The organism is Dorea sp. MB18-49 (assembly GCF_023669465.1).
In the GTDB taxonomy this organism is placed as follows: domain Bacteria; phylum Bacillota; class Clostridia; order Lachnospirales; family Lachnospiraceae; genus Dorea_A; species Dorea_A longicatena.
Map to the genome: position 1 here is coordinate 1 of NZ_JAMOYX010000011.1, position 20,922 is coordinate 20,922.

The following is a 20,922-nucleotide window of genomic DNA, read 5'->3' on the forward strand; positions in this document are numbered from 1 at the left end:
ATATTATGTTTATTATAACATATATCCATTTATAGCCCAATCCCTTCTGCCTTTACATTATTATAAAACGGCAACGCTCCCAACCAATACTCGAACTGATCTTTTGATTTAGGTAGAGAATTTGTCATACTGATTATTCTCTCAGTGTCGAGTTTATAACTCTAACGTCAATAGAGTTTATTCCTCTTAGACAAATATCTTTGAGGTGAATTTCTATGGATTACAAAGAACGCATACGTGCATTACGTGAAGATAATGATTATACGCAATCCCGTATTGCAGGATTACTTAATATTGGACAGAACACCTATGCTGATTATGAACTTGGCAAAACACGAATCCCTGTAGACTCACTTATTAAGTTGGCTCAGTTCTATAACGTAGATATGAATTATATCACTGATATCAGCAAGACCGTTCACAAATTTCCTAAAGAAAAACAGCAACTGGCAGCAGTCAATAAACGTAAAAAAATAGTCATACCAGAACACACTCTTCACTGCTGCCAGTTTTATCCCATCCAATTATCTAAATTGAATAGCCTCGATTCTAAGTTCCTGGCCTACGGTTCCAAGAGTAGCTACTCCATCGGCTCTTGTCCAGTCTGTCCATCCGGAGTTCTGGATATGAACACGATATTCAAAGTCACCTTCAAAGCATAAGCATTCGATACGTTTCTTTTCGCCTACGGTTCCGATAATCGTATCTTTGGTAATCATGCCGTAATCCACCCATCCTTTGCTCTGTACGTGCGGTTCGACGGAGAACATGGATTTCTTAATCTCCAGTGCTTCCATCTGCAGTCCTTTTCCGGTCGTACCAGCCCACTCTCCGTTGTTGGCCCATTCTGACCAGCCAATACTCTTCTGGTGGACTCTGTACAGATAGAAAGATTCCTTTCCGGTGATCCGGATCGCTTCCAGTCTTCTGTTCTGTCCGGTGGTTCCGATCAGTGTGTCCTTCTTGATGTTCTTGTATTCTTTATTACCGATTTCTTTCATATGAACTACAACGCCTCTACTTGCACCGTTACTTATATTGTACTTCCGGCAATAGCACACCAACGGAGACAAAAAATGTTCATATCCTTAGGTAGCAATAAAATATTTATCTGTTTCTTCTTTTATAAATTACAATTTCTGTTACCACTGCAATTCCAAACGCACACAACATTACCAGCCATAAATCCATACGATTTTCATCACCTGTTTTTGGAGATTTTCGAACTTCCTTTGAATTATGCCCCGGCTTTTCTACAATTGTATTTTTCGGAATTTCCTGTTTTCTATACAAAACAGTCTGATCTGCATTTTCGATATCTTCTTCTTTTGCGATCAAGTGTTCTTCTTCATCATAAAGCCTTTCGAATACTACAACTGATTTTCCAGCCAACCTGCGTGCATCCAGTTCAAATGTCATCTCAATCGTTCCTTCTTCATTTTCTGGAACAAAAGATATCCCGGCAGTCACTCTTTTTCCATTTTCATCAACTAATTCTTTTCCGGTTTCTTTATCCATCAAAACACCTTTCAAAACATAGGTTTCATCTGGCAACAAATTCTTATAAGTTATCTGATCTATAATTTTTTGCTTTTCCTTTGCCTCTCCTTCTTGTGTCTTTGAGTTCTCGTCCAACGCTTTTGTACCAATTTCCGGGAAATAAATGCTTTGTTCTTTCGCTTCCGGGTCTTTATGCTCTGCTATGCTCTTACCGTCTGCTTTGATTTCTTCATACACAACTATCGTTTTTCCGCACAGCTCATCGGCGCTGATTTCAAATCTAAGCTCTACACTTCCTTCTGATTTTTCCGGAACAAATTCTAATGTCCTTTCTTCACTCACCGGATTTCCCGTTTCTTTTTCTACGATCATTCCGTGCAATGTGTAATTTCTACCCGGCAGCAGATTCCTATATTTTACAGTATCAAGCAGTTCTACAGTTCCATCTGCCAGTGCATGATGCGTTTCTGTCTCTTTATTAAGCGCAACCGTTTCCACCTCTGGTACATACATAGTCTGTTCTTCATCTTCCAGATCCGCATGTGTACCATATAATTTCTCGCCATAATAAAGCTTTTCAAATGCCACCAGTATCTTCCCGCCGAGATTCGTTCCATCAAAATTAAATTTTACATCTACCGATCCATCCGTATCTTCCGCAACAAACTCCACACTTGATGTTATCTTCTCACCGTTTGCATCTTTTACTGCCTTTCCGGTATCTTTGTCCATTAAGATTCCTGTAATCTTATATTTCTTTCCTTTCTTTAAATTATGATATTCTACCGTATCGGTAATCTGCATATCCTTTTCAGACTTTATAATATGTATTCCCGTTTGATCGTCTTTCACAGAAGTCTTCAATTCCGGAAAATGTATCATCTGACTGACATCTTCAATATCTTTATGTACCGCGATCAGCTCCTCGTTCAGATAACACTCTTCAAACACTGTAATATTTTTTCCTGCTAATGTATTTCCATCGAAATTAAACTCTACTTCCACACTGCCTTTTGCTGTTTTAGGAATGAATTTCTGCAATCCGAATATTTTCTTCCCTTTTGAATCCAGAACAGGCTCCCCCGTTTTGTGATCCATCAGTATTCCCTTCATGACGTATTCTTTTCCCTTTTTAAGGCCTGTATAAGTAACCGTATCTATCACCGTTACACTCTCATCTGCATTAGAATAATGAGTTCCTGTCTCTTCATCCTTCGCCACTGTAGAGATCACAAGATCAGGATTCATAATTGTTCCCAAGTCTAATATATAATTGTCACGGGAAATTTTAAATGTTCCTTTGTACAATGCTTTGTCCACATTTTGTCCACAGCGTAGTTCTTCCATTTTATAAGTATCATAAGGAAATGCACCATTATCATCATTTACTTCCGACATCTCTCCGCCGCTATTAAGCCCAAACCAAATTCCGCTTTCTGCCTGACCTGTATTGGTATTTTCACTGTGTTTTACATAATTGGAGGCCGATGAAAAATATCCATTCGCATCTGTCATAATCATGTGGCTCTCTCCCGTCGTTACAGATGTGATTCGAAACGGAATTCCTGCCATAGATTCTTGTGTTTCTTCATCTTTCTTCTGAAATTCTATATCTCCTCTGAATATACGATCCGCAATTTTATATGTATTGCCTCCCTGTATCTTCGCAAGATTTCCGTCCTGTATAATTTTAGTCAGATAATATGTGCCCTCTGTTTTCCCTTCTACACTTTCTATATACGCTCCGTCCAGTGAATATCCTTCCGGTGCTTTTGTCTCTTCAATACTGATCGTTCCAAGCGGAAGTACCGGAATCTTTCCATCTTCTGCATAATAAAAATCATCCCCGCTAATTTGATAATCTTTATTCAATCTGCTTTCATATCTATCTTTTTCTTTTTTCGATTTTAAGACCCAGGTTCTGTCCGGCGTTTTTGGAAGTGTAGCCTGATCATATATGCCTGCATAATAACATACGGTAAATTCGGCACCCTCCAGACTTCCTGCCCCATGTGATTTTCCTGCTTTATATTCCTGATCAATCTTTTCAAGAATAAGTTCCATATCCGAGTACACCGGCACATCCTTCACGTTTACAGAAACAGTCTGGCCGGAAACAACAGTCACAGGATAAACCGTTTCATCCAGCCGGTATCCTTTCGGCGCTTTCTTTTCTTTCACATAGTAAGTTCCCTCTTCAAGTTCTACAGTGTTAGAATTTCCTTCTTTATCCGTCGTAAATGTCGCTGCTTCATTGGTCGCCGACCGATCTTTGTAAATTCCATAGCATGCGTCTTCCAGAGAATACTGTGGATTCCCATTCGTAAGCACCGTCTGTGTTTTCCCCTTTTTTAATTTCGCATAGCCGCTGTAATTTCTGTAGATCAACGCAGAACCACTGATTCTCTGATATCCGATCAGTCTTCCGCCACTGTCTTTTGTTACGCCATCCGTCGATCCTGTAACACTGGTACAATACAGATTCCCCATCACTTCGCCGGTAACTTTATTAACTCCGGTAACCGTATATCTGTATGTATACTCCTGGCCAACATACGGAGCCGCAGCTGTGTGATCCGCACAGCCACCAGTAGCTGTTACTCCAGCCAGGATTCCGGTAAATCCGCCTATCGTTACACTATGTACGGTATGTCCATTTCCCCCATCTACAGCAGTGATTACACAATTTCCGGTAAACACATCCCCTGCTTCCGGTTTATTATAATTTCCACGTGTCTGTCCTGTTCTTACTGCTCTTATTTTCTTATCTTCTTTACCGAAAGTAACTACAACTTTCTTCTCCAATTCCATAGCAGTGACGTCTCGCCAGAAACATTTTCCCTGCACTTCTGATACATCTTCCAACTCATAATTTCCGTCTTTATCCAACACATGTACTGCAATATCCGTTTCTTTCGGGGATTCGGCCTGTACGCGCACACACATTCCCTTTGGTACTTCTATCACACTTCCGGATGTAATCTCCTGCGTTCTTTCTGCTGTATCTGTCACTGTTACTATTCCTTCTCCAACAACTTCAAAACTCATCTTTTTTGCAACTTCTCTGGCATCTGCAGAAGTCTTTGACACACCAAAAACAAACATCTGACACAATAAAATTCCTGCCATCAAAGAAGCTGCGGCCTTTTTGCCTCTATGCATCTTTGTCATATGTTTCCTCACTTTCTTTTTTCATTTATAATATTAATCCGACCGCTGTCACTACCTCCCTTCAAAAAACAACGTTCATTTTACCGGATTACTTTCTTACATATTTACAAATATAAATGGATTGTCTGGCAACATCATATAAGAATTCTGATCTGCCTTTTTTGAACATTTATTGATATTAAAGACTGAATAACTGAATGTCATTCAAGTATTTTCGTATATAATACAACACAGGTTCTAAGAATGTCAATCCCTAAAACCTGTGTTATTAAATTATTATTTAGCAGTATATTACTTTTTAAAGTGCATCTTCCGGGAAAAGTGCATCGTCTACTGCTGTAAGATCTTTTTGTGGAATATAATAAGCTCCGTCTTTATCAACTTTTACATTGACAGTTACAGTAGTCTTATCACCGTATGTCGGATTATTCATTTTTTCATCCATAAGTTCATACATCTTTTTCATGATCGCTTCATTCAGTTCTTCATCACTTGGGACATATTCGATATTTGAATATGTATCTGTTACCCAATTGTCAAGTTCTTCAGATACTGTGGAAAATGCTGTAAATGGCTGAACTTCTACGGATACCTTAAATTCATCATCTCCAGCTTCTTTTACCTCTCCAACCTTATAATTGGCAGATTTTAACATTTTTTCAAAAAGCTTACGATAATTAGCCTTCAATTCATCTGAAACACCTGTTTCATCAAATCCGGCTTCCTTCATACTGTTATCAAGATTTGTCTCGTATTCTTTCTTTGCCTCTTTTTCTGTGGAGTCTGTTATTTCTGCATATTCTTTAAATTCTGCCTTGTAACCGGCATCCAGTGCAGATTTTACATAATCCTTTGCTTCATCTGTCGTCATGCCTCCACATCCGCACAACACAAGCATTACTCCTGTCAGCATTGCTGCCAACACGCCCCGTTTCCTCATAAATTTATCCTCCTCTAAAAAGTGATAGTATCTTTCCATTATCAGAAAGATACTATCATTATACCAGATTTGTTCACACTGGAAACTATTCTTTTATCAGCTTTTTCCCAATATCAAAGCAATCAAATGTGGCAAAATAATCTGCCGGCGTCTCCGCTCTTCTGATCAGCTGTGTAGATCCATCCTCTTTCAGAAGAACCTCTGCGGATTTTAATTTTCCATTGTAATTGTAACCCATAGAGAAGCCATGTGCTCCCGTATCATGGATCACCAGTATATCTCCCATATCAATCTTCGGAAGCATACGATCGATTGCAAATTTATCATTGTTCTCACACAAAGATCCTGTCACATCATATTTGTGATCGCAAGGTGTATCTTCTTTGCCCATTACTGTAATGTGATGGTAAGCTCCGTACATTGCCGGACGCATAAGGTTAACCGCACATGCATCTACACCAATGTATTCTTTATGTGTATGTTTCTCGTGGATTGCAGTTGTAACCAGGCATCCATAAGGTCCCATCATGAAACGTCCCATCTCTGTATAGATTGCGACATCTCCCATACCTGCAGGTACCAGTACTTCTTCGTATACACGGCGGACACCATCACCGATCGCACGAATATCATTCGGCTCCTGATCTGGTTTGTAAGGAATACCTACACCACCGGACAGGTTGATGAATTTGATGTGTACACCTGTTTCCTTCTGAAGTTTTACCGCAACTTCAAACAGTACTTTCGCAAGCATCGGATAATATTCATTTGTTACGGTATTACTTGCAAGGAATGCATGGATACCAAATTCTTTTGCTCCTTTTGCTTTCAGAATTTTGAAAGCTTCAAATAGCTGTTCAGTTGTCATTCCGTATTTTGCATCTCCCGGATTATCCATGATATCATTACTGATCTTGAACATTCCGCCCGGATTGTAACGACAGCTGATAGTCTCCGGAATATGTCCGATTGCTTTTTCAAGAAAATCAATGTGTGTGATATCATCCAGGTTGATGATCGCATTCAGCTTATCTGCCAGTACGAATTCTTCTGCAGGTGTATCATTCGAAGAAAACATAATATCCTCTCCTGTTGCCCCGATCGCATCGGAAAGCATCAGTTCTGTATAAGAAGAACAGTCACATCCGCATCCGTATTCTCTTAAAATATTGATCAGAAATGGATTCGGTGTTGCCTTTACTGCAAAATATTCTCTGTATCCCTTATTCCATGAAAACGCTTCTTTTAAGGCTTTCATATTCTCACGCATTCCTTTTTCATCATATAAATGAAATGGTGTCGGATATGTTTTGATTATCTCATCCAACTGTGCTTTTGTTACAAATGGTTCTTTTTTCATCAATCTCTGTTCTCCTCTCGTATCGATAATAATTTTATCTCATTCGCAAGTGCTGTCTTGTATAATTCCACAAAGTTTTTTTGTCCGGAATAAAGACACGTATTCATGCTTCCTTCTCCGTATTCACCTGTCAGTACATATTTGGAGTCAGCAATGACTCCGACCTGCATTCCTCTGCTCTCTCCGAGATATACTTTTGCATTGTGGAAAGTTGCCGGCTGATCCGTAATGATCACAACCTTTTTTCTCGCTTCCATCAGTGCATCCAGTTCCCGGATCAGAAGTAACAGATAATTTCTTGTACAGCTGATATAAACTCTCTGATCTACCTGCGATAACAGATTTTTTATCTTATTCAGTATATTCTCTGCGCCTTCGATCGTAATATATCCTTCTGCGTATGCTTTTTCCGATGGCATATGTTCCTGCAGCCATCTTGCGGATTCTTCCAGCTTGCGGACACGATTCTTGCAAAACTCGTTGAGCGGGACAGGCACATACTTCCTGGTACTTGCCTCTTCCACAAGATATGCCGCACCTTTCTCTGTCATACTTGCCAGAGAATTATATGCATTAGACCTGGATATTCCTGTCTGTTTTGCAACCTCATACCCTGTTACCTTTCCCTCTGTCAGCAGGCACTGATAAATGCTTGCCTCCTGTCTTGTAAGTCCGAATTCCATCAGGCGCTCTGTAAATGATGTCTGTTCCATCTTAATCATTCACCTCTGGGTTCATTAGTAGTTCTCTACAGGAACACTATAAGTGAATTTTCTCTGTATGTCAAGGAGAATCTTTCTCAAAAACAACTGGAAAACAATCAAAAAAACAGAAAGCTTCAGACCCGAATATTTCAAGCCCCTTTGCTTTCTGTTTTTCTATACCAAAGTATGCAAGAGAAGTTGCCGGTGACAAGTTCTCTGTATTGCCATGCTCATTTATAATCTTCTATTTTCTGTCATCTACCATAGCGATTCTCATCATATTGCTTACGGTTCTGTTCTCAGATACATTCGTAGATGGAATTCCAAGTGTTAACACAACCATATCTCCTGCTTCTGCAAGCTGTTTTGCACAGATCAGATCGATCGCATTATCACAGATATCTTCTGCTGTGTATACTGCAACTGATTTCAGTGGTCTGACACCCCAGTTGATCTGCATTCTTCTCAGCGTTGCTTCATTTGGGCTGATACCGATAATACCTGTCTTTGGTTTGAACTTAGATACAACTCTTGCTGTAGCACCGGATACAGTAGGTGTTACGATACATTTTGCACGAAGGTTATTTGCTGTTGTTACCGTCGCATGTGCAAGTGCGCTGGATGCGCTCTTAAGTCTGTGTTCTCCAGCTTTTCTGAGGATCATATCATAGTCCAGGTGTTCCTCTGTATTCTCAACAATGTGAACCATCATCTGCAGTGCTTCTAATGGATATTTACCCTGTGCGGTCTCTCCGGAAAGCATCACTGCATCTGTTCCGTCGTATACCGCATTGGCAACGTCTGTAACCTCTGCTCTTGTTGGACGCGGGTTACGCATCATTGAATCCAGCATCTGTGTAGCCGTGATAACCGGTTTGAAGTTATCGTTACATTTCTGGATAATTGTTTTCTGAAGGTATGGAACTTCTTCGGCAGGAATCTCAACACCAAGATCACCTCTGGCTACCATGATTCCGTCTGCACAGCGGATGATCTCATCGATGTTCTTGATTGCCTCAAAGTTTTCAATCTTGGCAATAACCGGAATATATGGAGCTTTACATTCTCTTAAGAATGATTTAATCTCCAGGATACATTCTGCATTTCTTACGAAAGAAGCAGCGATAAAGTCTACGCCCTGTTCTACACCGAATTTCAGATCGTCACGGTCTTTGTCTGTGATAGCAGGAAGACGGATTGCTACGTTCGGTACGTTAACACCCTTCTTCTCTCCAAGTTCACCGCCATTGACAACTTCACAGTTGATGTTATTGCCCTTTTTATCTTTTACCTTCAGCTCGATCAGACCGTCATCAATCAGGATTGTGCTTCCGGCTTTGACATCTTCTACCAGACCTTTATATGTAATAGATACGATCTTATTGTCTCCTACGATCTCATCTGTTGTCAGGGTAAATGTCTCGCCTGCTTCAAGCTGTACTTTCTTTCCGTCTTTTAATACACCTGTACGGATCTCAGGTCCTTTTGTATCCAGAAGAATCGCGATTGGTTTGTTCTCTTCCTCGCGGATCTTCTTTAACATATCCATACGACCTTTTTGCTCCTCATGATCACCATGAGAGAAGTTAAATCTTGCGATGTCCATTCCATTCTGGACTAACTTTCTCATCAGAGATTCATCGTTGGTATTTGGTCCCATTGTACAGATAATCTTTGTTTTTTTCATATTTTCCCTATTCCTCTCTTAGTTATTTAACATGTGTATGTGTGAACAAATGATCCTGGCAATATTCATAATTGCCATTACATTTTGAGCAATACCGGAATTCCAGATTCGGATCATCCATTTCTGTTCTTCCGCAGATTGCACATCTGTGTTTTGCTCCATTTGCATAGACATTCACCGGTCTTTCTGCCTGTCTCATCTTGCGCTTGAAATCATTCTTTCTCTTCATCTGGCCCGGTGAATACGGCTTCATATTCCGTGAACTTAAGAAAAAAATGATAAAGTTCAGGATCGAGATGAACGCAGCAAGTGCATTCGCCTTATAATATATGCCATAGTCACCTCCGCCGTAGGCCGGAAGAAAAGCCTGTACGATCGCATACACAAAATACAGACCATCCAGCATCGCCAGCCATTTGATCTTGATCGGTATGACAAAGAACAATAACAACTGGATATCCGGGTAGAGTGCCGCAAATGCAAAGAATAGCGACAGATTCAGATACCATGTATCCATCGGTAACACAGCGCCTGTCAGTAAATATGCCAGTATGGCTCCTATTACAATAAAGAGCATTCCCGAAAAGAAATACAGATTAAAACGAAAAGCCCCCCACGCTGCCTCTAACTGCTTCCCTATCATATAATAGAGATACAGTACAAATACAATAAAAATCAGGCTGTCAGATGGAGGCTGGATAATAAACGTAACGATTCTCCATATCTGCCCCTGAAGAATCTTACCGGCATCCAGGCTCAGGAACTGGCTATAGAACGTCGGATTGATCAGATTCAGCACAAATCCGGCTGCATATAATATTATAATATAAGTCATGAGATTTGGAATCGCATATCTGCTAAATTTCCGTTCAAGTTTGTCTAACCAATTGTTCATATAACTGCTCCTTTATGTTTATTCTCACACTGTAGATATTCTACCTTCCTGAGAGATATTTGTCAATTATGCCAAGTAAAGTTCATCTCTTTTTAACATATCTTCAACATTTGTTAATTGTCTTTTGGCCACTTTTGTCGTATAATGTTACAGGTCACAATTAAGCAAAATGCATTTAATAAGAAGAAAGACATATATTTTAACATGATAAGGAGTTACATAATATGAATCAAAAGGAATTATACACACTTGGTATCGACATCGGTTCTACGACCGTAAAGATTGCCATATTAGATGAGAATAATGAAGTGGTATTTTCTGATTATGAGAGGCATTTCGCTAACATCCAGGAAACTCTTTCCGATCTGTTAGGAAGAGCGATACATAAATTAGGTCCTGTCCATGCATCACCGGTCATCACCGGTTCCGGCGGACTGACACTTGCGAAACACCTTGGAGTACCATTCGTACAGGAAGTTATCGCCGTATCAACTGCTCTTCAGGACTATGCACCTCAGACAGACGTTGCTATCGAGCTTGGCGGGGAAGATGCCAAGATTATCTACTTTGAAGGTGGTAATGTAGAGCAGCGTATGAACGGCGTCTGTGCCGGTGGTACAGGATCCTTCATCGACCAGATGGCTTCTCTTTTACAGACTGATGCCTCCGGACTGAATGAATATGCGAAAAATTATAAAGCTCTCTATACCATTGCCGCACGATGTGGTGTATTTGCCAAGACAGATATCCAGCCTCTGATCAACGACGGTGCTGCCAAAGAAGACCTTGCTGCTTCTATATTCCAGGCAGTTGTCAACCAGACGATCAGCGGACTGGCTTGTGGTAAACCGATTCGCGGACACGTCGCATTCCTCGGAGGACCGCTTCACTTTCTCTCTGAGCTGCGCGAAGCATTTATCCGCACACTGAAACTGGACGATGAACACATCATCGCCCCGACACATTCCCATCTGTTTGCAGCAGTCGGATCTGCTCTGAATTCCAAGAAAGATCTGGACGTGGCACTCATCGATATGCAGTGCCGTCTGGAAGGAAAAATCAAGATGGAATTCGAAGTAGACCGTATGGAGCCGCTGTTTGCAACGGAAGCAGATTTTAAGGAATTTGAGGAACGTCACGCAAAACATCAGGTGCCAGTCAAAGATCTTGCAACTTATCAGGGAAAAGCATTCCTCGGTATCGATGCAGGTTCTACAACAACCAAGGCAGCCCTGGTCGGCGAAGACGGTACTTTATTATATTCTTTCTATCATAATAACGATGGAGATCCGCTTGGTACAACGATTTCTGCAATTAAAGACATTTACAGCAAACTGCCGGAAGGCGTGGAAATTGTCCACTCCTGCTCTACCGGATATGGCGAGGCGCTGATCAAGGCCGCTCTCTTGTTGGACGAAGGAGAGGTCGAGACCGTCTCTCACTACTACGCCGCTTCTTTCTTTGAGCCAGACGTAGACTGTATCCTCGACATCGGCGGCCAGGATATGAAATGTATCAAGATCAAGAATCAGACTGTTGACAGCGTGCAGTTAAACGAAGCGTGTTCATCCGGATGCGGTTCTTTTATTGAAACATTTGCAAAATCACTGAATTATACCGTCGAAGACTTTGCTCACGAAGCATTATTTGCCAAGAATCCGATTGACCTTGGTACCCGTTGTACTGTTTTCATGAATTCAAAAGTAAAGCAGGCTCAGAAAGAGGGTGCGGAGGTTGCTGATATTTCGGCTGGTCTTGCTTATTCTGTAATCAAGAACGCATTATTTAAGGTTATCAAGGTATCCGATGCATCTGAACTCGGTAAACACATCGTTGTTCAGGGAGGAACCTTCTACAACAACGCCGTACTGCGAAGCTTTGAAAAGATCGCCAACTGCGAAGCAATTCGTCCGGACATCGCCGGTATCATGGGCGCATTCGGTGCTGCACTGATCGCACGTGAGCGTTACGTTGACTGCGAAGGCACGACCATGCTTTCCATTGAAGACATTGAAGCCATGGAATATTCTACTACCATGACCAAATGTAAGGGATGTACGAATAACTGCCGTCTGACGATCAATCATTTCAGCGGCGGACGTAAGTTCATCACAGGTAACCGTTGTGAGCGTGGTCTTGGAAAACAGAAAACAACAAACAAGCTTCCGAACTTATTTGAATATAAATTAAAACGATATTTTGATTATGAACCATTGGCAGAGGAAAATGCTCCTCGCGGACTCATTGGTATCCCTCGTGTACTGAACATGTACGAGAATTATCCGTTCTGGTTCACATTCTTTAATAAACTGGGATTCCGGGTTGTCCTTTCTCCTGTATCCAACCGCAAGGTATACGAACTGGGAATTGATTCCATCCCGAGTGAATCCGAGTGTTATCCGGCGAAGCTGGCACACGGACATGTACAATGGCTGATCAACAATGGCATTAAGACGATCTTCTATCCTAGTATTCCATATGAAAGGAATGAATTTGCCGAAGCCAACAATCATTACAACTGCCCGATCGTAACTTCCTACCCGGAAAATATCAAGAACAACATTGATGCGATCGTACACGGAGAGGTTGATTTCCTTCATCCGTTCATTTCATTTGCCAGTGAAGATACGATTTCTTACCGACTGGTTGAAGAATTATCCGAGAAGTTCCACATCCCGGCAGATGAGATCAAAAAAGCAACTCATACTGCATGGGAAGAACTCGCTGCATGCAGAAAAGATATGCAGAAAAAAGGTGAAGAGACGATCAAATTCTTAAATGAAACCGGCAACCGTGGTATCGTTCTCGCAGGACGTCCGTACCACATCGACCCGGAAGTAAACCATGGTATCCCGGAACTGATCAACTCTTATAATATTGCAGTTCTGACGGAAGATTCGATCTCCCACTTAAATCCTGCAGAGCATCCATTAAATGTTATGGATCAGTGGATGTATCATTCCCGTCTGTATGCTGCTGCAAACTATGTAAAGACTGTAGATAATCTGGATCTGATCCAGTTAAACTCTTTCGGATGTGGTCTGGATGCTGTTACAACCGATCAGGTTGCATCCATCCTGAACGATTCTGACAAAATCTACACCTCTCTTAAGATCGACGAGGTTAACAACTTAGGTGCCGCAAGAATCCGTGTAAGATCACTGCTTGCTGCGATCCGAGTCCGAGAAAAGCGTGGGGATAAACGTGAGATCAAATCCTCCGCAATCAAAAAGGTTGCATTTACCAAAGAGATGCGTAAGAATTACACGATTCTCTGCCCGCAGATGTCTCCGATCCATTTCGAGCTTCTGGAGCCTGCATTTAATTCATCCGGATATAACCTTCAGGTTCTGCCGAACGACAACAAACAGGCCGTTGACGTAGGACTGAAATATGTAAATAACGATGCCTGCTATCCGTCACTGATGGTAGTCGGCCAGATCATGGAAGCTATCCTTTCCGGTAAATATGACACACACAAGATTGCCGTGATCATCAGTCAGACCGGTGGTGGATGCCGTGCTTCCAACTACATCGGATTCATCCGCCGTGCCCTTAAGAAGGCCGGTTACGGATACATTCCGGTCATCTCCATCAACTTAAGTGGTCTGGAGGATAATCCAGGATTCAAACTGACTCCGAACCTGATCTTACGAGGTATCTATGGTGCAGTATTTGGTGACATCTTCATGAAGTGTGTATACCGTCTGCGTCCATATGAGGCTGTTCCAGGCTCTGTCAATGCAATGCACAGAAAATGGGTAAAGGTATGCCAGGACTTTGTATCAAACGGCTATCCGAGCAGACGTAAATTCAAACGTCTCTGCCGTGAAATCATTGAAGACTTTGACAATAACATCGAATTACTTGATATAAAGAAACCTCGTGTTGGTGTCGTTGGAGAAATCCTTGTCAAATTCCTTCCGGCAGCCAACAACTACCTGGTAGATCTTCTGGAAAGCGAAGGAGCCGAGGCAGTTGTTCCGGATCTTCTGGACTTCCTGCTCTACTGCTTCTACAACCAGAACTTCAAGGTGGAAAAGCTTGGATTCGAAAAGAAAAAATCTACAACAGCTAATCTTGGTATCAAAGCTCTGGAATGGTTCCGTGCTCCGGCAACCGAAGCATTTGCGGCCAGCAAGCACTTCACACCACCTGCTAAGATCCAGGATCTTGGAAAGATGGCTTCGGACATCGTATCTCTTGGTAACCAGACTGGTGAAGGATGGTTCCTTACAGGAGAAATGTTAGAGCTGATCCACAGTGGTGCACCAAATATCGTGTGTACACAGCCATTCGCCTGCCTGCCGAACCATGTCGTAGGTAAGGGAGTTATCAAAGAACTTCGCAGACGCTATCCGGAATCTAATATCGTAGCGATCGATTTCGATCCGGGTGCAAGTGAAGTTAACCAATTGAATCGACTGAAGTTGATGCTTTCTACGGCGAATAAGAATTTGAATAAATAATTGGAGATTTAATACATCAGACGACGGTTACCCGGACCGGAATAAAAGTTAGGAATCCTCTACATTCACTGGAAAGGATTCCTAACTTTTATTCCGTGGGTATCGAATGCCTGAAGAATTAAATGGCGGAAGGTTACGAAAAAACCGAAAAAATGTAGCAAAAAAGAGGATGAATATCTGTCACTCAACTAAATGAGATTTGATATTTATCCTCTTTTTTCATCTAACAGTTGTCAAATGTATGCTATCAAACAATAGTCAAATAGTTCTATTTTTCATACTACTTTCAAGCATACCACAAAGTTTGATTTCAAGCCATTCCTTAGAATTTACCAGCCTGAGCTGCTTCCTCTACGGATACAGCAACTGCAACAGTCATACCAACCATCGGGTTGTTTCCTGCTCCGATCAGTCCCATCATTTCTACGTGAGCTGGTACTGATGAAGATCCTGCGAACTGTGCATCTGAGTGCATACGTCCAAGAGTATCTGTCATACCGTAAGAAGCTGGACCTGCAGCCATGTTATCTGGGTGAAGTGTACGTCCTGTACCACCGCCTGATGCTACTGAGAAGTACTTCTTGCCCTGCTCGATACATTCTTTCTTATATGTACCTGCAACTGGATGCTGGAAACGTGTCGGGTTTGTAGAGTTACCTGTGATAGATACGTCTACGCCTTCTTTGTGCATGATTGCAACACCTTCACGTACGTCGTTAGCACCGTAGCAGTTAACTTTAGAACGGAGTCCGTCAGAGTAAGAGATTCTCTGTACTTCTTTCAGTTCTCCTGTGTAGTAATCATATTCTGTCTGAACATATGTGAATCCGTTAATTCTTGAGATGATCTTTGCAGCATCTTTTCCAAGACCGTTCAGGATAACACGAAGAGGTTTCTTACGAACTTTGTTAGCCTTCTCTGCGATACCGATAGCACCCTCAGCAGCTGCGAATGATTCATGACCAGCCAGAAATGCGAAACACTCTGTATCTTCTTCCAGAAGCATCTTTCCTAAGTTACCATGTCCAAGACCTACTTTTCTCTGATCAGCAACTGATCCAGGAATACAGAAAGCCTGAAGTCCTTCTCCGATTGCTGCTGCAGCTTCTGCTGCTGTCTTACATCCTTTTTTGATTGCGATTGCTGCACCTACGATGTATGCCCAGCATGCATTTTCAAAACAGATTGGCTGAATACCTTTGATCTGATTGTATACATCAAGTCCGGCATCCTTTGTGATCTGCTGTGCTTCTTCGATAGAAGAAATACCATAACCAGCCAATACTTCATTGATTTTATCAATTCTTCTTTCATATGATTCAAATAAAGCCATTAATTTATCCTCCTGATTAAATTACCTTAAAATATTGAGATTACTCCTTACGTGGGTCGATGATCTTAACTGCATCTGCAACACGTCCGTACTGTCCTTTTGCTTTCTCCCAAGCTTCGTTTGGAGTGTCTCCAGCTTTTACGAAGTCTGTAAATTTTCCAAGGCTTACGAACTGATATCCGATGATCTCATCGTTCTCATCAAGAGCGATACCTGTTACATATCCTTCTGCCATTTCAAGGTAACGAGGACCTTTAGCTAATGTTCCGTACATTGTACCAACCTGTGAACGAAGTCCTTTTCCGAGGTCTTCCAGTCCGGCTCCGATAGCAAGTCCGTCTTCAGAGAATGCACTCTGAGTTCTTCCGTATACGATCTGCAGGAATAACTCACGCATTGCTGTATTGATAGCGTCACAAACAAGGTCTGTGTTTAATGCCTCTAAAATAGTTTTTCCTGGAAGAATCTCAGAAGCCATAGCTGCTGAATGTGTCATTCCTGAACATCCGATAGTCTCAACAAGAGCCTCCTGGATGATACCGTCTTTAACATTCAGTGTTAATTTACAGGCACCCTGCTGAGGAGCACACCAGCCTACACCATGTGTAAAACCAGAGATATCTTTAATTTCCTTAGCCTGAACCCATTTTGCTTCTTCCGGAATCGGAGCTGGTCCGTGGTTTGCACCCTGAGCTACCGGACACATCATTTCTACTTCCTGTGAATAAATCATTTTAAAACTCCTTTCAACTATGTAAGTTTGCTTATCGTAAGGTTTGTTATCTCTTTAACATCCATACTTGTATTTATTTTCTCATATATTTCGACATTCGTCAATTGATTTTTCTCTACATTTTTATATGGAATTTTCTCTTTTTTTGGCACAATTTGCAAAAGGTTCTTCTCTGGGAAATACCATTCCCGAAGAAGAACCTTCTCATATCTCTTTCGACCTGTTTTCTTTCAAAAGAATCCTTATCTGCCTTTTTTACAAATTTCTTCTGAGTCTACATACCGCCCTGTGTCAGTACCTGTACATTCTTTGCAATATAATCGATCAAAGATACGATTGTAAGTACCAGAGATACCCAGATCAGTACCTGTGCGATCATGTTAAATGCACCGCCAAGATCTGCGATCAGAAGGATCAGCATGAACATCTGGGATACCGTTTTGAATTTTCCCCAGTAGCTTGCAGCGATCACAATATCGTTGTCTGCTGCTACCAGACGGAATCCGCTGATGATAAATTCTCTTGCAATAATTACGATTACAAACCATGCCTGCAGTTTTCCAAGCGGGATCATGCAGATCATAGCCGAACATACAAGCAGTTTATCTGCCAGCGGATCCATAAACTTTCCGAAATTGGTTACAAGATTTCTGGCTCTGGCGATCTTTCCGTCCAGCATATCTGTAAGACTTGCCACGCAGAAAATAATCAATGCGATCCATTTGTTTGCAGCTCCGCCCACGCCTGTCAGCATGAAAAATACAAAAAACGGAACCATGATTACTCTTAAAACAGTTAACTTATTTGGTAAATTCATTATATCAACTCTCCTATCAAATCATATTCTGCTGCTCCGGTAACTTTCACTTTTGCGAAATCACCAGTCATCAGTTCTTCATCGGTATTTACAAAAATCAGTCCGTCTACATTCGGTGCATCGCGGTAAGTTCTTCCGACATATGCATTCTCATCGGCAACTTTTCCTTCGATCATAACCAGTACTTCTTTTCCGATCATATCTTCTGCCTGATCGAATACAATCTCCTGCTGCAGCTCCATAATATCTGCCTGACGGTCTTCTTTTACTTCTTCGTCGATCTGATCCGGCATGGTCGCCGCCGGAGTATCTTCTTCCGGCGAATAAGTAAATACGCCCAGTCTTTCAAATTCCATCTCATCTACGAATTCCATTACTTCTTCATGCTGCTCCTGTGTCTCCCCTGGGAAACCGGTGATCAACGTTGTACGAAGTGCGATATCCGGAATCTCTTTTCTCAGTTTTGTGATCGTATCGATCAGCTGCTGCTTGGAAGTTCTTCTTCCCATTCTCTTTAAGATCGCATCGCTTGCATGCTGGATTGGGAGATCCAGATAATGGCAGATCTTCGGTTCTTCTTTCATTACCTGTATCAGATTGTCATCAATCTCTTCCGGATAACAGTACAGAAGGCGGATCCAGCGGATTCCTTTGATCTGACATAACTCTTTCAGAAGCTTATGCAGGGATTTTTCACCGTAAATATCCTGTCCATATACCGTTGTCTCCTGTGCAACCAGGATCAGTTCTTTTACGCCCTGGTCAGCCAGTTCCTGTGCTTCTTTGATCAGACGCTCCATCGGTACACTGCGGTAATTTCCACGGACTTTCGGGATAATACAGTATGTACAGTGTTTGTCACAGCCTTCTGCAATCTTCAGATATGCATAGTGACCTCCGGTCGTCACAAGTCTCTTTGTCTCCGGAAGCGGCAGCGCATTGATATCGGCAAGTTCTACTTCTGATTTACCTTCCAGTGCTTCTTCTACTGCTTCTACAATCTTATCATACGAAGTCGTTCCAAGCACTACATCAACTTCCGGGATCTCATCAATAATCTCCTGCTTATATCTCTGTGCCAGACATCCGGTTACAACCAATGCCTTTAATCTTCCTTCTTCTTTATATCTTGCCATATCCAGAATCGTCTGGATACTTTCTTCTTTTGCGTCATGAATAAAACAACAGGTATTAATCACCATAACATCTGCCAGTGTCTCATCATCAACAATCTGGTATCCTTTCGCATCCAGAAGTCCAAGCATGACCTCTGAATCTACCAGGTTCTTATCACAGCCAAGTGATACGAAAAATATATTCATTCGGTTCTCCTTTTTATTTATTTCTGATTTTTGCAGTATGCATTCTATTCGACACACATCTTTGCTATCTTGCTATATCCAGTTCAAGAAAGGCAGACACCTTGCGGCATCTGCCTTTTGTATCTCAGTCAGCAATGTGTCTGAAAGAATCCGTCTGCAACGGATCCTTAAGGTGTCAGATTTTATTCTTCTTCCTCTTCATCCTGTGCAATAATCGTCATCTTTCCCTGATTCATCTCATCAATTGCAATAGAAAGCGGCTTTTCGCCAACCTTTACATCAACGAGCGGCATAGATCCGTCAATAATCTCTCTTGCTCTCTTTGCTGTAGCCATAACGATGGAATAACGGCTGTTAACTACCTTTGTTTCGCCCTCTTCAACGTCTTTATTTACTACTTTCATTAAGTCTGTGTAAGATGGATGTAACATACACTTATTCTCCTTTCAATTCTTCTTTCATATGCTCTATAAATTCAGCGTTACGGAAACTTCTTCTGTGCTCACCCTGGATGATCTGATGCATCTCTTCTACGCATTCCTGCAAGTCATCATTTATGATCAGATAATCATATTGATCCATCTCCAGTGCTTCTTCTTTCGCACGGTTCATGCGGAATTCGATCACGTCCATTGTCTCTGTTCCACGGCCCACCAGACGGCTCTTAAGTTCCTCTGCGCTCGGCGGTGTTACAAACAAAAGCAGTGTATCCGGGAATTTTTCTTTTACTTTCAACGCTCCCTGAATTTCTATCTCAAGAATCACATCTTTTCCTGCCTCTAACTGCTCCTCTACATATGCACGCGGCGTTCCATAGTAATTATCCACGTACCTAGCATACTCTATCAGTTCTTCTTTCGCAATCATTTTTTCAAAATCTTCTACAGTTTTGAAGAAATATTCCCGTCCGTCTTCTTCTCCCGGACGCGGATTTCTGGTGGTGGCGGAAATAGATAATGCATAATTATCATACTGTTTTAACAGCTCTTTCATAATGGTTCCCTTACCGGAACCTGAAAAACCTGATACAACGATCAGAATCCCTTTTTCTCTCATTTCGATACCCTCTTTTAATCTTCTTAACAATCTGATTTATTCAATATTCTGTATCTGCTCTCTGACTTTCTCAATCTCTGTCTTAAGTTCGATTCCGATATTGGAAGTCTCCAGATCATTCGCCTTCGAAAGAATCGTATTCGCTTCACGGTTCATCTCCTGTGCAATGAAATCAAGCTTACGTCCGATTCCACTGTCATCAGACTGAAGGGTTGCCTTCATATGTTCCACATGACTTCTCAGACGTACCACTTCTTCATCGGTACAGATCTTGTCCGCAAAGATCACGATCTCTGATGCGATCCGTCCCTCATCGATCTGTGTGTCCTCCAGAAGTTCTTTTACTTTTCCTTCTAGCTTTTCTCTGTACTCCGCAATGATCTTCGGTGCACGTTCTTCAATCTGTCCGACCAGTTCAAGCATACCGTCCAGCTTCGCGATCAGATCCTTCTTCAGATTCTCTCCCTCTACGGTTCTAGTCTGTACGAACTGTGCGATCGCACCATCCAGTGCTTTCTTAAGTCCTTTCCACAGTTCTTCTTCATCATCCATCTTCTCTTCCATTGTGAGGACTTCCGGATAACGGGACAATGTGGATACACGGATGTCATTCTCCAGTGAGAATTTTTCTTCCATCATTTTAAACTTTTCCAGATATTCTGCTGCCAGTGTCTCATTGTATTTTAAAGAGACCTGACTCTCTGAAAAGTCTTCATATGTAATAAAGATGTCCACCTTTCCACGATGAACACTTTCCTTTAAAAGGCTTCGAATGGCACTTTCAAAAAAATTAAGCTTCTTCGGCATACGGATATTGGCATCCAGATAACGATGATTCACTCCCTTCATCTCAACCGTGAATTTACGTTCCTCATCAGCCGCTTCGCAGCGTCCGAATCCTGTCATACTCTTAATCATGATATGATCCTCTTCTT

General features: G+C 41.7%; 15 protein-coding genes and 1 pseudogene. 2 read left to right on the plus strand and 14 right to left on the minus strand.

The genetic code is table 11. From position 1 onward, the window contains the following. Positions 1-215: 215 nt before the first annotated feature. Positions 216-386 (plus strand): annotated as a pseudogene (locus NCY30_RS15320) (helix-turn-helix domain-containing protein); the annotation flags it as partial. Between the two features lie 138 nt (positions 387-524). On the opposite strand, the gene NCY30_RS05130 reads toward NCY30_RS15320, so the two are convergent. The 7 genes from NCY30_RS05130 to NCY30_RS05160 form a co-directional block, all read right to left on the minus strand. Beyond that, positions 525-1,001 (minus strand): hypothetical protein, encoded by a 477-nt coding sequence (locus NCY30_RS05130; RefSeq protein WP_055194123.1) that lies wholly within the window; start codon positions 999-1,001, stop codon positions 525-527. A gap of 106 nt (positions 1,002-1,107) precedes the next feature. Beyond that, entirely contained in the window at positions 1,108-4,671 is a 3,564-nt protein-coding gene (locus NCY30_RS05135; RefSeq protein WP_173792204.1) for a VaFE repeat-containing surface-anchored protein, read from the minus strand. Positions 4,672-4,969: 298 nt separating this feature from the next. Beyond that, positions 4,970-5,611 carry a hypothetical protein gene (locus NCY30_RS05140; RefSeq protein ID WP_044919606.1) on the minus strand — a complete coding sequence of 214 codons (642 nt, stop codon included), beginning with the start codon at positions 5,609-5,611 and terminating at the stop codon, positions 4,970-4,972. 85 nt (positions 5,612-5,696) lie between these two features. Next, positions 5,697-6,971 (minus strand): diaminopimelate decarboxylase, encoded by a 1,275-nt coding sequence (locus NCY30_RS05145; RefSeq protein ID WP_006426694.1) that lies wholly within the window; start codon positions 6,969-6,971, stop codon positions 5,697-5,699. Further along, the gene (locus NCY30_RS05150) at positions 6,971-7,684 is read right to left on the minus strand and encodes a TrmB family transcriptional regulator (protein ID WP_044919609.1); all 714 of its coding nucleotides are present in this window, start codon (positions 7,682-7,684) and stop codon (positions 6,971-6,973) included. The genes NCY30_RS05145 and NCY30_RS05150 overlap by 1 nt, the downstream gene beginning before the upstream one ends. 235 nt (positions 7,685-7,919) lie before the next feature. After that, the gene (gene pyk / locus NCY30_RS05155; RefSeq protein WP_022416089.1) at positions 7,920-9,362 is read right to left on the minus strand and encodes a pyruvate kinase; all 1,443 of its coding nucleotides are present in this window, start codon (positions 9,360-9,362) and stop codon (positions 7,920-7,922) included. 22 nt (positions 9,363-9,384) lie between these two features. After that, on the minus strand, positions 9,385-10,257 hold the full coding sequence (locus NCY30_RS05160) for a rhomboid family intramembrane serine protease (RefSeq protein WP_130096532.1): 873 nt from the start codon (positions 10,255-10,257) through the stop codon (positions 9,385-9,387). Between the two features lie 224 nt (positions 10,258-10,481). Here NCY30_RS05160 and NCY30_RS05165 point away from each other — a divergent pair, with 224 nt between their 5' ends. Further along, on the plus strand, positions 10,482-14,726 hold the full coding sequence (locus NCY30_RS05165) for a 2-hydroxyacyl-CoA dehydratase (protein ID WP_130096531.1): 4,245 nt from the start codon (positions 10,482-10,484) through the stop codon (positions 14,724-14,726). 322 nt (positions 14,727-15,048) lie between these two features. Here NCY30_RS05165 and NCY30_RS05170 read toward each other — a convergent pair whose 3' ends face one another. The 7 genes from NCY30_RS05170 to NCY30_RS05200 form a co-directional block, all read right to left on the minus strand. Next, positions 15,049-16,059 (minus strand): GGGtGRT protein, encoded by a 1,011-nt coding sequence (locus NCY30_RS05170; RefSeq protein ID WP_006426699.1) that lies wholly within the window; start codon positions 16,057-16,059, stop codon positions 15,049-15,051. Between the two features lie 40 nt (positions 16,060-16,099). Then, positions 16,100-16,792 carry an iron-sulfur cluster assembly scaffold protein gene (locus NCY30_RS05175; RefSeq protein WP_006426700.1) on the minus strand — a complete coding sequence of 231 codons (693 nt, stop codon included), beginning with the start codon at positions 16,790-16,792 and terminating at the stop codon, positions 16,100-16,102. 274 nt (positions 16,793-17,066) lie between these two features. Next, on the minus strand, positions 17,067-17,609 hold the full coding sequence (gene pgsA, locus NCY30_RS05180; RefSeq protein WP_006426701.1) for a CDP-diacylglycerol--glycerol-3-phosphate 3-phosphatidyltransferase: 543 nt from the start codon (positions 17,607-17,609) through the stop codon (positions 17,067-17,069). Beyond that, a complete protein-coding gene (rimO, locus tag NCY30_RS05185; protein WP_006426702.1) occupies positions 17,609-18,931 on the minus strand; it encodes a 30S ribosomal protein S12 methylthiotransferase RimO in 1,323 nt (440 codons plus the stop codon). The genes pgsA and rimO overlap by 1 nt, the downstream gene beginning before the upstream one ends. Positions 18,932-19,113: 182 nt before the next feature. Beyond that, positions 19,114-19,362: a DNA-directed RNA polymerase subunit omega gene (gene rpoZ, locus NCY30_RS05190; RefSeq protein ID WP_161169918.1), complete on the minus strand. Its 249-nt coding sequence runs from the start codon at positions 19,360-19,362 to the stop codon at positions 19,114-19,116. Between the two features lie 4 nt (positions 19,363-19,366). Beyond that, a complete protein-coding gene (gene gmk / locus NCY30_RS05195) occupies positions 19,367-19,987 on the minus strand; it encodes a guanylate kinase (RefSeq protein ID WP_006426704.1) in 621 nt (206 codons plus the stop codon). A 36-nt stretch (positions 19,988-20,023) separates the two neighbouring features. Then, positions 20,024-20,905: a YicC/YloC family endoribonuclease gene (locus tag NCY30_RS05200; protein WP_006426705.1), complete on the minus strand. Its 882-nt coding sequence runs from the start codon at positions 20,903-20,905 to the stop codon at positions 20,024-20,026. Positions 20,906-20,922: the final 17 nt, after the last annotated feature.

Bases quoted from the DNA above. Each gene is read 5' to 3' on its own strand.
- NCY30_RS05130 (WP_055194123.1), bottom strand. From the start codon at position 1,001: ATGAAAGAAATCGGTAATAAAGAATACAAGAACATCAAGAAGGACACA.
- NCY30_RS05135 (WP_173792204.1), bottom strand. From the start codon at position 4,671: ATGACAAAGATGCATAGAGGCAAAAAGGCCGCAGCTTCTTTGATGGCA.
- NCY30_RS05140 (WP_044919606.1), bottom strand. From the start codon at position 5,611: ATGAGGAAACGGGGCGTGTTGGCAGCAATGCTGACAGGAGTAATGCTT.
- NCY30_RS05145 (WP_006426694.1), bottom strand. From the start codon at position 6,971: ATGAAAAAAGAACCATTTGTAACAAAAGCACAGTTGGATGAGATAATC.
- NCY30_RS05150 (WP_044919609.1), bottom strand. From the start codon at position 7,684: ATGGAACAGACATCATTTACAGAGCGCCTGATGGAATTCGGACTTACA.
- pyk (WP_022416089.1), bottom strand. From the start codon at position 9,362: ATGAAAAAAACAAAGATTATCTGTACAATGGGACCAAATACCAACGAT.
- NCY30_RS05160 (WP_130096532.1), bottom strand. From the start codon at position 10,257: ATGAACAATTGGTTAGACAAACTTGAACGGAAATTTAGCAGATATGCG.
- NCY30_RS05165 (WP_130096531.1), top strand. From the start codon at position 10,482: ATGAATCAAAAGGAATTATACACACTTGGTATCGACATCGGTTCTACG.
- NCY30_RS05170 (WP_006426699.1), bottom strand. From the start codon at position 16,059: ATGGCTTTATTTGAATCATATGAAAGAAGAATTGATAAAATCAATGAA.
- NCY30_RS05175 (WP_006426700.1), bottom strand. From the start codon at position 16,792: ATGATTTATTCACAGGAAGTAGAAATGATGTGTCCGGTAGCTCAGGGT.
- pgsA (WP_006426701.1), bottom strand. From the start codon at position 17,609: ATGAATTTACCAAATAAGTTAACTGTTTTAAGAGTAATCATGGTTCCG.
- rimO (WP_006426702.1), bottom strand. From the start codon at position 18,931: ATGAATATATTTTTCGTATCACTTGGCTGTGATAAGAACCTGGTAGAT.
- rpoZ (WP_161169918.1), bottom strand. From the start codon at position 19,362: ATGTTACATCCATCTTACACAGACTTAATGAAAGTAGTAAATAAAGAC.
- gmk (WP_006426704.1), bottom strand. From the start codon at position 19,987: ATGAGAGAAAAAGGGATTCTGATCGTTGTATCAGGTTTTTCAGGTTCC.
- NCY30_RS05200 (WP_006426705.1), bottom strand. From the start codon at position 20,905: ATGATTAAGAGTATGACAGGATTCGGACGCTGCGAAGCGGCTGATGAG.